9 protein-coding genes are annotated in these 12,784 nt (G+C 37.3%); 1 reads left to right on the forward strand and 8 read right to left on the reverse strand.

Translation table 11 applies throughout. The features are described 5' to 3' along the window. Nucleotides 1–30: 30 nt before the first annotated feature. Complete coding sequence (gene yrfG / locus N7931_RS01855) at nt 31–699, forward strand: GMP/IMP nucleotidase (protein ID WP_262791540.1); 669 nt, start codon at nt 31–33, stop codon at nt 697–699. Here the strand turns inward: yrfG and N7931_RS01860 are convergent. From N7931_RS01860 to hrpB, 8 genes are all read right to left on the reverse strand, one after another. Continuing rightward, nucleotides 683–1,435: a DUF5020 family protein gene (locus N7931_RS01860; protein ID WP_262791541.1), complete on the reverse strand. Its 753-nt coding sequence runs from the start codon at nt 1,433–1,435 to the stop codon at nt 683–685. The two genes, yrfG and N7931_RS01860, sit on opposite strands and share 17 nt — an antisense overlap. A gap of 84 nt (nt 1,436–1,519) precedes the next feature. Next, nucleotides 1,520–2,593, reverse strand: coding sequence for a PepSY-associated TM helix domain-containing protein (locus tag N7931_RS01865; protein ID WP_262791542.1), 1,074 nt, complete (start codon nt 2,591–2,593; stop codon nt 1,520–1,522). A gap of 74 nt (nt 2,594–2,667) precedes the next feature. Continuing rightward, nucleotides 2,668–4,584: an alkaline phosphatase D family protein gene (locus tag N7931_RS01870; protein ID WP_262791543.1), complete on the reverse strand. Its 1,917-nt coding sequence runs from the start codon at nt 4,582–4,584 to the stop codon at nt 2,668–2,670. Nucleotides 4,585–4,663: 79 nt separating this feature from the next. Further along, on the reverse strand, nt 4,664–5,323 hold the full coding sequence (locus tag N7931_RS01875) for a dUTP diphosphatase (RefSeq protein ID WP_262791544.1): 660 nt from the start codon (nt 5,321–5,323) through the stop codon (nt 4,664–4,666). 18 nt (nt 5,324–5,341) lie between these two features. After that, a complete protein-coding gene (locus tag N7931_RS01880; RefSeq protein WP_262791545.1) occupies nt 5,342–6,046 on the reverse strand; it encodes a pseudouridine synthase in 705 nt (234 codons plus the stop codon). A 76-nt stretch (nt 6,047–6,122) separates the two neighbouring features. Then, on the reverse strand, nt 6,123–7,388 hold the full coding sequence (locus N7931_RS01885) for a GGDEF domain-containing protein (protein WP_262791546.1): 1,266 nt from the start codon (nt 7,386–7,388) through the stop codon (nt 6,123–6,125). A gap of 291 nt (nt 7,389–7,679) precedes the next feature. Further along, on the reverse strand, nt 7,680–10,022 hold the full coding sequence (gene mrcB / locus N7931_RS01890; RefSeq protein WP_262791547.1) for a penicillin-binding protein 1B: 2,343 nt from the start codon (nt 10,020–10,022) through the stop codon (nt 7,680–7,682). A 157-nt stretch (nt 10,023–10,179) separates the two neighbouring features. Then, entirely contained in the window at nt 10,180–12,687 is a 2,508-nt protein-coding gene (gene hrpB, locus N7931_RS01895) for an ATP-dependent helicase HrpB (protein WP_262791548.1), read from the reverse strand. Nucleotides 12,688–12,784: the final 97 nt, after the last annotated feature.

Raw genomic sequence — 12,784 nt, forward strand, 5'->3', positions numbered from 1 at the left:
CAACCAAAACAACATACCCTAATTAGATTTATGCTGCAATGGCAAGATATTGATACCGTTTTATTAGACATGGACGGCACTTTGTTGGATTTATATTTTGATAATCACTTTTGGTTATCTCATTTACCAATGCGCTATGCCCAAATCCATCAAAAAGATATTAATCAGGTTAAACAACAACTAAAACAAAGCTATCAGGCCTTACAAGGCCAATTAAAATGGTATTGTTTTGATTATTGGGAAAACACGCTTAACCTCGACATAATGCAGCTAAAAGCAGAAGTTGAGCATTTAATTCAGGTGAGAGACAGCGTGCCTGAATTTTTAACCGCGCTTAAAAATGCAAATAAAAAGGTGATTTTATTAACCAACTCTCACCCCAAGGGGCTTAAATTAAAACTGAATAAAACTCAGTTAACTCATTATTTTGATCAAGTTTATTCAACTCATGAATTTGGGTTTAGTAAAGAATCTCAAAAGCTCTGGCAAGCATTAATTGAAAAAGAAAGGTTTGATAAAAACAGAACTTTATTTGTTGATGACAGTTTAGATATTTTGCATTCAGCAAAACAATTTGGCATTAAACATCTTATTGCAATTGCCAACCCTGACAGCCAGCAACCCAGCAGAAATATCACTGAATTTTATTCAATTGAAGACTACTGGGCGCTGATTAAAGCGCTTAAAGGTGGTACTTAACCATTAAGCTAAATACGCTTTCGTCTTCAAGAATGTCTAAACCGTATTTGTTTTTCCAATAAGAATATTCAAAACCGGCTTCAAGTTTAGAGTCAGTCAAACCAATGTATGGGCTTAAATTAACCAATAATTGCGGGTTAAAATGAAAATCGGCCTTATGATCACTGCGCGCAGATGACCAGTCGAGATAACCATCAAATGAAACTTCAATAGCTTCCAGTGGTAATTGATAGCCCCAAACTAAGGTGAGCTGCACATCGTTTTTAGTGGTATCGTTGGCGGCATAATAGAGTTTACTGGAGAAATGTTTAAACGCGGCAAAATCCCAGTTTAAACCAACCCCATATAAAAAATTATCCATTTGGCCACCAAACTCATACGTGGCGGATAAAGTAACATCTTTAACCGCACCAAATTTAAGCTCGCTGCCAGTTAAATAACTTAAACTGATATCCGGTGAAATTTCGCCATAGGTATCATATTTAGCAAATCCAGTTGGTGCATCTTTTTTTTCAGTGCGATCTAAAAAGAAAAATACCCCACCCCATTTATAACCGGAGATATGTTCTAATGTCACCACATTTTGCTCACTGCTATCGCTGTAAAAATCAGAATGATTTTCACCATGTAAAAGCGATATGCTGTTATCACTCCAGATAGGTTTAGCAATGACAGTTTCTGCGCCTACCACGCTGCTAGCCATACAGGCAAAAGACAATAAAGTTTTAAATTTCATAAGTCAGTTTTTATTTACTCAAAAAGCTAGTTTAAACGATAAATAGCAAATGCACTAAATCCAGCAATAAAAATAGTAAACACCTTATTTTTTATGCCTAGCCCAAAATAAATAAAAACCGGTGATCACAAAAAATGCAGGCGTAAGCGCTAACACAAACCACAGAGCTTGAATTAAAGATCCGGCAAAATCCCCGATATGAAATTTATATCTAAAGTTCCAAACCTGAGTTGCAAAGTTAGCTTTTGAAGCATCATAAACTTGTAATACATTACCGCTTAATGGATCACTCCAAACCCAACTATAAGCATGAGTTTCGCCGGGCATTTTCATTCTAAAACCAATTGGCTGAGTTTGTTCTTTAGGTAAATAAATACGAAATAACTCAGCTTCCGGCAAAGCAGATAATGCGTTTTTATGTGCCAGTGTAAGCTGTAAATTAGCTAAGTTATTTGATGCAACCAGTGGCGCATCAGGTCTATCTTCAATTGACTGAAAAGTCACGGCTTCTACAATACTTGCTGTCACGTTTTTCCAGTTAAACGCCATGCCCGAAAATGCAACCAAAATGAGCGGTAATAAAATATATACTCCAACAACTGTATGTAATTGGTTATAAAATATTTTGGGTTTCGCTTTGCGGTTTATTTTTAGTCTTTTTAAGCGTTTTTTAGGTCTGACCCACAAATAAAAACCAATCAATAACTCAATAATTAAACATAAGCTGGCGATAGATATCCAATCTCTTAATACATATTCGCCCTGCTCATTTTGATACAATAACCAGCGATGATAACCGAGCAAATACCCATAAAATGTTTGGTAATATTGGTAACGGTGTAAAATATCACCGGTGAATTGATTGACACTGACATAGGTTTTATCCGCTAATTGAAATTGCCAAGCTAGGTTAGGTTTTGGCTCAAAAGAAACCGCATAAACCTGAGTATTGAGTTTGGTTTGAACTTGCTGTGTTAATACATCTAAACTCAATGCGGGTTGGTGATTTTCAGTTACCTGCCAATAATCTGGCTGAAAATAATGCTGTAGATCCTTGGCATAAATAAGCAAGGCGCCGGTAATACTTAATCCAATAAATAAAATGCCAGCAAGCAATGCAATTAATAAATGTGCCCGTCTGAGCCAAAGTTTAACCAATCTAATTTACTCCGCTTAGATTTGAATTAGCTAAATGCCAAAGCGTTAATTGTAAATAAGAAAGGTTTCTATTTTCAATCTTTATCTGAAAAAGCTATTTGTTCGCCGTTGCCAATTAACTGGTAAATATTGCGTGGTGCGCCTTTTTCATCCAGCTCAACTAAACCGATTCCTGCTTGGTTAAGCAGCCTTTCACCGTGAGAGGCTTGCGCAGGTTTTATCGGTTTAACTTTCATATTTTTACGTTTAGTAAACCAGTTAAGTGGCGACCAAGGTGCATACAACCAACGGTTGAGTCTATCTAACCAGTTTAATAAATCTGGCGGGAACTCGTTTTTTAAACCACTGCTGGTGATTTGCCAAATATTCGGGCTGTTTTTTCGTCCGCGTAAACTAACTTTAAATGCAAATGAATAATGCACATCGCCGGATAAAATAACAAAGTTTTGTGGTGTTTTTGGGTGGCGGAATAAGTTTAATAAAGTGTAAGCAGCGCCTTTATGTGCCATCCAGTTTTCGGCATCGACCATTAATGGTTTACCAAACCAAGTAAATACCTGCTGAATAGCCTCTATTAATTTTACGCCAAACATAGGGGCTGGTGAAACCAAAACAACAGACTCTTGCTCAAACAAGCTTTGCTGTAATTCAATTAAGGCTTCCCAGTCCATTAACCCGGAAGGTTTATCAGGTTTAGATAAAGACTGCCATCTTTGTGTTCTGCTGTCTAAAACCAAAAGTTTAGGGGTGGTCTGCCAGTGATAATGCCAATGGCCAAAATTAAGTAAGTCATCAATCAAATCTTGATGCGTTTGCTCACCTAATTGATCTAACGATTGTTGTACTTTTTCAATTAAAGCAGGTGAAAAATTGCTGGGTTCGTTGCCCCACCCTTGGCAAATAAAATACGCAAATAAGGCATTCCCTAAAATCCGTTTTGAAAAGTCATTCTGATAAGCTGTTTTTTCCCAATTGGCGGTTAAATTCCAATCATCGGTGACATCGTGATCATCAAAAATCATAGCACAGGGTAAATGCGCCATCACCCGTCTCACTTGATTTAAATTTTTAACAAATGTTTCTAAGACTTGCTGCTGCTTATAATAAGTTTCGCGCTCTTCTTCGGCAATTTCATCTGGCATTGAAAAGTCGGTAAAACACCAAGGTTCAGGTGACCAAGCCAACAAATACATGGCTAAAACTTCGTCTAATGCTATTAAATGATTGCCGGCATTGTCAGAGGTAAAAATAGGCTTTTTAACCGAGCTGAATAAAAGTTTTTTAACTTCGCCGCCAACTTTATCTTTAGGTAAAATCTGCTCTCTGTGATTGTAATAACTGGCATTAGTTTTTAATTCATCGGAATTATCTATTTGCGCGCCGTTAAACTTTTCACTGGCCCAGTTTAACTCTTTAAGTAAACGATGGATCGCGACCAGCATAGGTGTCGCCACATCGTCGGCATAAATCTGATCGCCACTCATAATTAATGCGCCCGGCCAGGTATTAGGCGACTCAATACGAGTTTGTAAAAACTCATCGGCGACCACTAAACCATCGGTTTGTCTTTCATTGCCTTTATGATGAGGTTTACGGCACGAGCCATGCAAAATATGCTCTAGTTTAGAGCGCAAAACAAATCCGGGTGTGGATTTTCCCGGATAACAAATATCATCAATTAACTCAGTTAATTTAATGGCCGGTAAATCATGGTGATGAAATTTAAGATCATAACCAACCCAGCTATCAAAAGGTAAAGTCTCTTCAAGCTGAAAATGAATTAAATGAAAATAACAATGCGGTGATGCAGTTAAGGTATGGCAAGTATCTCCATTGGCAGAATCGTAATGCAACGTTTGTTCAGGAGACACAAATAAGCTTAATTCAATATCGACAGGTTTTGAGGTTGCCAGCCAAATTGTCATTTGGTTTGGGGTTATTTTTCTTAAAATTGGGCCTGCTAATACTGACAATCCTTGATTAAAACTCATCCTGTCTCCTTAAATTTAAAGCCTGTTATTTATACCATTTATATTATTCGAGTTAACTTAATTAACAGGCTGAGGTGGGTTAGGTTAAATCCAATAACGCATACCTTTTTGCCAACTCATGATAAAGCTGATCTTGATAATCTTCGGCTTTCACATCTAGCTTTGCCATTACTTCAACTAAATGCTCGTTGTCTTCTCGACCACTCCACACCTTTACATAAGTACCTTCTTTATAACCGTTATCCTGACGGAAGAAGTTCAAAACATTTTTACTCACGTATTGAGCGTACAACTCATCCCAACTCATTTGGCAGTCAGCTAATAAAGCAGAAAATAAACCAATATCGTAACGTTTAGCGGCAGCAAGACCAATTAACAGCTCTAGTTTTTCCAACAAGTTAAGCTCAGCAAATACATAAGTTTGCCCATCAAAATTTAACTGTTGTGAACTTAAATTATCAAAAACATCTGCTTGTGCCTGAGTTTGTTCACCGTCATGTTTGATTAAAATAGCGGACAAAACAAAATGCCAAATATCAACTAACTCCATTTGTAACTGAGCTAAATCGCAGTCTTGTTTTTTCCACCATTTCCAGCCGTGATGTTCTATTGCTTCTGCACCTTCTATAACTACAGCACGAAGAAAAGGTGAACGCACTTGTATCCAGTTTGGATTTACTTTCGCATTCATTTTATCTTGTAAAGCCAACATGGTAGCAGCTTGGTTTGTTGTTAACATGATCATTCCTAATTTTAATTAAAATAATGCGACTTCATCGTCAGTTAAATAACGCCATTCACAAGGTTCAAGCTCGTCATCTAAACCTAATTCACCAATTTTAGCTCTATGCAAACCAACCACTTTATTACCCAAAGCGGCAAACATACGTTTAACTTGATGATAGCGCCCTTCAGCAATAGTGAGTTCACAATGCTGCGGTGAATTAAATTTAAGTTTGGCCGGTAAAGTTGGTTTATCATCGCTTTTTAAATCAATCCCTACCGCCACTTTTTCTATCATGGATAGTTGCTCATCTGCTAACACTGGCTCAGCTAATTCGACAATATATAATTTTTCACACTGGTAGTTAGGAGATGTCACCCGATGCGACCATTTTCCATCGTCAGTAATTAATACTAATCCGGTTGTATCGGCATCTAACCTACCAGCAATATGCAAACGTTCGGGTTTATCAATTTCCATTAACGAAATAACCGACTGATAAGCTTCTGTATCAGAGGTACTGCAAATGGTATCAATTGGTTTATGCATCATAATATAACGCTGACCAACAGTTTCAACCTGCTCTTCTAAATATTCAACATTTGCGTCTGCTGTTACTTTAAATGCAGGGTTAGTGATCACCTCACCATCTACTGTAAAACACCCTTTTTTTATCGCTTTTTTAGCTTCGTTACGGGTTAAATCTATTGCTTCACACGCATATTTATCTAAGCGCATTGCATTCCTCATTTAGCTATTTTTTTGATATTGTACGCAGAATTAAATTGAACGCTATTGTTGCAGGTAAATTTGCTTAGGCAATTTCAAACACTAATTGATTTTTTCCATTTAATTTCGCTTTATACAAATTTTGATCTGCTTGCTTGAATACCTGTTCATAGTTAATAACAACATCACCAGTCAGACAAATAGCTCCAGCGCTGACAGTTGTCTTTGGTGAAGTTGAAAGAGGCGTTAACTCTACAATGCTTTTAAACAATGCTTGGATAGTATCAGGGGAGCTATTCAGCATAATAACAATAAATTCTTCTCCTCCCGCTCGAACAATTAAATCTAATGGCCTTTGAGCAACCGACCTTAGAACTTGAGCAAAAGATTTTAAAATATTATCGCCAATGTCATGTCCAAACTGGTCATTAATCTGCTTAAAATTGTCTAAATCAAATACAGCAACAGCTAAGCAAGTTTTTGATCGAATAGCTGTTTTCATTAATCTATTATATTCTTCTGCAATACCTCGTCTATTGCGTAATAAAGTAAGAGGATCTTTTGTCGCAAGATCTTCCAGCTCTGCTTGAACCCCTTTTAAACGGCTAATTTCCATCCCATGCATTAATAAATACTGACTTTCTAAAATATCAGCTAATACGCACTCAAATTCAAAGGGAATAGATTTACCTTGGGCATTAATCAAGTTTACTTCAAATGATAATTGCCCTTTATCTCTCACATTCTCTATAAAATCAAACCAGTGTGCAGCAGTTTCAAATTGTTCTGAAATATGAAAATATGAACGACTTTTAACCTGCTCTTTAGATAAGCCTAAAAATTGAATCAACGCTTGATTAAATGTGATTAAAAAACTGGTTTGGGGATCACATACCATGATTAAGCTGGGGGTATTATCAATTACAGCTCTTAATAACATTAATTCTGAACGCTCAGTTTGCAATGCTTGTTGACGTTTTTTCTGGTGGATAACATGAATGATTGCATCACGAATTTCGGCGGGCTTAATGTCGCTAGTTTGTAAACAATCGCTAGCACCTAGTAGAAAAGCTTTTCGTTGAATGTCAGAGCTAATTTTTTTTGCAAATAGAACAAAAGCACATACTTGAGTGCTTTCTATTACAGTTGAAAAGAATAAAAATGGTTCAAATTTTCTAGGTTCGTAGTTAAATAAAATTAAATCAATATTGACCATTTTTAATATCGAGCTTAGATTATCTGCATTCTTATAAGCAATAATTTCGATATTGTACTTAGCCTTAACCATCAACGCAGAAAAACCTTCAACGTCTTGTTCATGATAGCCAAGCATTAATATTGTGCTACGCATAATTTGAACCCGTTAAGTAACCATCACCGATAGCTAAATCGAACTTTTGTTTAAAACGTGTTCTAGGTTGTCTTTTTTAAGTTGCTCTACCCCGTCTTGGGATACCAATATATCTAAAGAGCTAAGCTCTTTTGTTAAACTGAACCCCATTCATTAATATTAGTTCAGCTTAGTTAAAAAGAAAGTACTCGTTGAAATATCTTGAGTTCATGGTAACTCACCTGAGTTGAATTCATGCCTATTTACCTAAAGCCGAATAAATTCATCCTCCCATTTAAATAACAACAGTTTTTACCAATTAAATAAACGCTCAAGCCAAGATTTATCCTGCTCTTTTTTCTCCCACTCTTTACTTTTTGCACAAGTTTTTGCTGGTGGTAATAAATCGGTTTTTGCCGGTAACATAATCAGGTTTTCACAACCGGGTAAAGCATGTTCTCCGGTCAATTGATTAAAATAACGCATATCAACTGAGTCTGGTTTTGCCATCACCAAACTGGATGGCGTTCGCAGTTTTTGGTATTCACCAAATAACCTGAGCGCACCGGTTGCACCAGTTAATTTAGTTGGTTGGTTATCGTCTTTACCAATCCAAAATACAGCCAACTGGGCTTGATCATAACCAACAAACCAGCTGTCCAATAAATCATTAGTTGTACCGGTTTTACCAGCAAATTCTAGCCGAGAAAACTGGCTATTTAACCATTTAGCACTGCCTTTTCGAGTAACTTGGTTCAGTGCATAATTCATTAAATAAGCGTCAGCTTTATTCATAATTTCAACCGGTTGACTGTCATATTGCCAAATTGGTTGATTATCCATTGAATTAATGGTTTGAATTGCATGAATTTGCTGTTTTTGCCCAAAGTTAGCAAATACCTGATACAGTTCTGCGACTTCAAATGGCGATAAACTAATAGAACCAAGCAACATCGACGGATATAAATCTGGCTCATATCTCAGTCCCAACGCCATTAAAGTATCCGCTACATTTTTAAGCCCCAAACTCATCCCCAAATTAACGGTAGGCACGTTGCGTGAATGAACTAAAGCATCCACTAATAAAACGTCACCCAAAAACTGTTTATCATAATTTTTAGGTGCCCATTCTTTACCGGTTGAACTCGCTAATTTAATTGGCTGATCTTTTAAAATGCTGGCTAAGTTGTATTCAGGTTGCTCAAGTGCGGTTAAATAAACCGCCGGTTTAACCAAAGAGCCAATATTACGCTGGGCATTTAGCGCACGGTTAAAACCTTCATAATTAGCTTGCCTGTCACCTACAATGGCCTGAATACCACCACTTGCGCTGTCAATAATCAAACTCGCAGCTTGTAAGTCAGTTAATTTACGCTGAGATTCTATAGTATTTAAACCTGAGCTAATTGCCGTTTGTGCCTGATACTGAGTCAGCGGGTCAAAATGGGTGAATATTTTTAAGCCCGAGTGTAAATTAATATTTTTATCTAATACTCGTTTTAACTCAGCTTGTACCTGATCGATATAATCCGGATAGCGTCTTTTAGCTATCGCGTTTTTATCCTGCACTCGGATATCACGGGTGATCTCATATTGGTAATCTTCAGCACTAATTAAATTATTCTGAGTCATTAAACGTAAAATTAAATCGCGTCGTGCCATTGCTCTTTCTGGATGGCGACTTGGATTATAATAAGACGGCCCTTTAATCATCCCAACTAAAGTAGCAATTTCGTGAGGGGCTAACTCATTAACCGGTTTTTTAAAATAATAATGACTGGCTAAACCAATGCCATGAACAGAGCGGTTATGATTTTGTCCTAAATAAACCTCGTTTAAATAAGCTTGCAGAATTTCCGATTTGTTATATCTGGCATCTAATAAAATCGCAATATAGGCTTCTTTAAGTTTCCGCCACAAACTGCGCTCGTTAGTTAAAAACATATTTTTGACTAACTGCTGAGTTAATGTGCTTCCGCCCTGCACGGTTCTGCCTGCCTGAATATTAACCCATAAAGCCCGCGCAATAGATAAAGGGGCAACCCCATGATGCTGATAAAACTTTTGATCCTCAACCAACAATAAAGTATCAATAAATAATTTAGGCACTTCATGCAGTTTAACTAAAATTCTGTCTTCCAGATTATTTGCCTGTAACCTATCAATTAAATAAGGCTCTAACGTAAATTGAGTTTGGTTTTTAGTTTCCGTACTTTGTGCTTGATGCGTTTTGATTTGGTCAATCCGGTTTTTATAAAAATTAACTTCAATGACCTGCTCGTATACTTCGCTACGAGGTAAAGAATAAGCTCGTCGGAAAAAAGCCACGCCATTTGCGGTTTGTTTAAATTCACCCGGTGCTGTTAACTGACGCACTTTACGATAATCTAATAACTCCAAATGCTGAATTAAAGCACTACGGCTCAAGGCATCCGACTTTTTATAGCTGTGCTCAACACCATAAACTAATACTGGCAACTGCCATTTATTACCTTCAAATTTTTGTTTTATTTGTGCGTCAAAGTAAACCCCGGCTGCAACAATAACAATTAATAAAACAATAAAAATTTTAAATACCGTTCGCCAAAACCAAGGTTTTTTAGTGGATTTATTTTTGTTGGCCGATTTGGAAGATTTTGTTTTTTCAGTTGCCATAAGTTATTTGTACTGCCCGTATTAATTTACTACTGCGCATATCCGCACTTGCTTTCAAGTTATCAATTTTTAAATCACAAAAATAGAAAAACACTTTACCGTTAAATCAACCCATTCAAAAGTGTAGAATCTAAAATTTGAGACTTATCAAACAAGGTTAGTTAAATTTTTTAATTGATCGACCGGGCTTTTCATCAAGTGGTTTTTCCGGCCAGCGATGTTTAGGATATTTACCCCGCATGTCTTTAGCTACATCAAAATAAGAGTTGCGCCAAAAGTGAGCTAAATCACTGGTGGTTTGGATTGGCCGCCGCGCAGGTGATAATAGCTCAAATCTAAGCATTACTTTAGCTTGAGCTAATTTAGGTGATTCCAGTTGACCAAACATTTCTTGCAAAATAACCGCAACGGTTGGCCCTTGGAACTCGTCATAACGAATCGCTATTTTTTTATCACTCGGAGTAACATAAAACTCAGGGGCCTGTTCTGCCATAAATTGCTGCTGCTCCCAAGTTAAATTAGCTAATAACAAGTTATAAATATCAACTTGCTTGAGCTGTTTTAACGTTTTGACATTTTGCAGATAAGGCAATAACCAATGCTCAGCCTGTTTAATTAACTCAGCTTCAGTAATGGTTGGGAAATCATCAATTTGCTCGCCCAGCCACTTAGCTCTTGCTAGCCAATTTTGACACGCTGACGACCAGTTTAAAAAACTCAAACCTTCTTGTTTTACGATTGCTTTAACGCAGTTTTCAAACTCATGATTTGGAATATCCCTTAACTGATTTTCAGATAAAACCAGTGCTTGATACTTTAATTTTAAACGCCCTGTAATTGCCTCTTTTTTAGCATCCAGCGCATATTCTTTATGCTCGACTAACTGGTGTTTTAACTCAGCAGTGATTTGCTCAAAAGCAATTGGAGCTGAGCTAAATACGACGCCATCCTTGTTTTTTCCGTCACAGTCGCAAATCACCAGCCAAGGTTCGCCTTGCATTTTGTCGGTTTGATACAGCATCACACCACGGCCATTTGCCAACAAATACCTAAGCCCATTGCCTGCTCTAAGCTGAGCTAATCTATCAGGGTAGGCTTTTAATAACAAAGTGCTCGTTAAATCTTGCACTTTTGCTAAATTAATTGGCTCTGTTGGCAGTTGAATATTAAGTTTGTGAGCAAAACTTTTAGCTAATAAAACCACCTGCGCAATCAGGTTTTGTCGAACAATATGCTGACTTTGAGCCTGTTTTTTATCCCGAATATAATCCATTAAAAACAATAAACGTTCGGTAATATCTGAACTGTCGGCATTAATAAAAATATCTCTTTCAGATAACAGTGCAGCTAATAAACAAGCCAGTTGTTTTGCTGGTTTTGTTTGTGCGCTTAACAGCATACTGCTTAGTCTTGGCTCTAAACCAAATTGTGCAGCTCTTTGCCCTAGCGGGGTAATTTTTTGGTGAGAATCGAATAAACCAAGTGATTGATTTAAAAGCGATGCTTGCTGAAAATGATGCAAAGGCGCGGGGGTGAGCCAGTTTACATCCTGATACTGGTTTATGCCCCAAGCAGATAGCTCCAAAACTAAACTGGATAAATCTGAATTTAGTATCTCTTCGGGTTGATATTCATTTAAGTTATTTTGCTGGGATTCGCCCCATAAACGAAAACAAATACCACTTTGTAAACGACCCGCTCGCCCTGCTCTCTGAGTGGCTGATGCTTTTGAAATATAATTTGTTTCTAATCTTGATAAGCCACTTTTAACATCATAAACCAGCACTTTTTCTAAACCGGAATCAATCACAGCAGTAATGCCCTGAATAGTTAAACTGGTTTCAGCAATGTTAGTGGCAAAAATGATTCTGCGCTGCGTTGGGTGATAATCTGCCAGCACTAATTCTTGTTTACTAAGTGGTAAAGCGCCATACAAAGGCAATAACTCAGTTTGGCTCAGCTCTAATGTTTTAGCCGCATCGATACAGCGTTTAATGTCCGCTTGTCCGGGTAAAAAAACTAAAATATCGCCGCAGGTTTGACGATAACAAACCTCTTTTAAAGCTGACATAACCTGCTCAGTTAAAGTGCTTTTTGTTTTAGCAAAATATTCAACTTCTACCGGGTAAGTCCGGCCGGGGCACTTAATCACTGGAGCCTGGTTTAAATACGCCGAAATTTGCGCAGTGTCGATAGTAGCTGACATCACCAACAGCTTTAAATCGTCCCGAAAAGCCTGCTGTACTTCAAGCGATAACATAAGAGCTAAATCTGCATGGATCGACCTTTCATGAAATTCATCAAAAATAATTAACCCGATACCATTTAATTCAGGATCTTGCTGTAAGCGTCGGGTTAAAACCCCCTCAGTTACAATTTCTAAACGTGTTTGTTTAGAGATTTTTGACTCATTACGAATTTGATAGCCAATGCTTTGCCCTACGGTTTCATTTAATTGTTTAGCCAAATAAGTAGCAATTGATTTAGCCGCCATTCTGCGCGGCTCTAACATAATAATTTTACTGCCAGAAAATAAATTAGCCTGCAATAAAGCCAATGGGACAAAAGTGGATTTACCCGCTCCTGGCTCTGCCTGTAAAACTAAAGCAGAGTGCTCGGTAAGCTGTTTGGTAATCTCTGGAATAAATTCTTTAATTGGTAACAAAACTAAACACACTTTATGGTAAATTTGCTGCGCTATGTAGGGCTTAGCAATAAGTTAAGGTATATAAACAGCCGCTATGTTATACCGCAACAAGCCG

The sequence above is a fragment of the Catenovulum sp. 2E275 genome, assembly GCF_025515275.1.
In the GTDB taxonomy this organism is placed as follows: Bacteria; Pseudomonadota; Gammaproteobacteria; order Enterobacterales; family Alteromonadaceae; genus Catenovulum.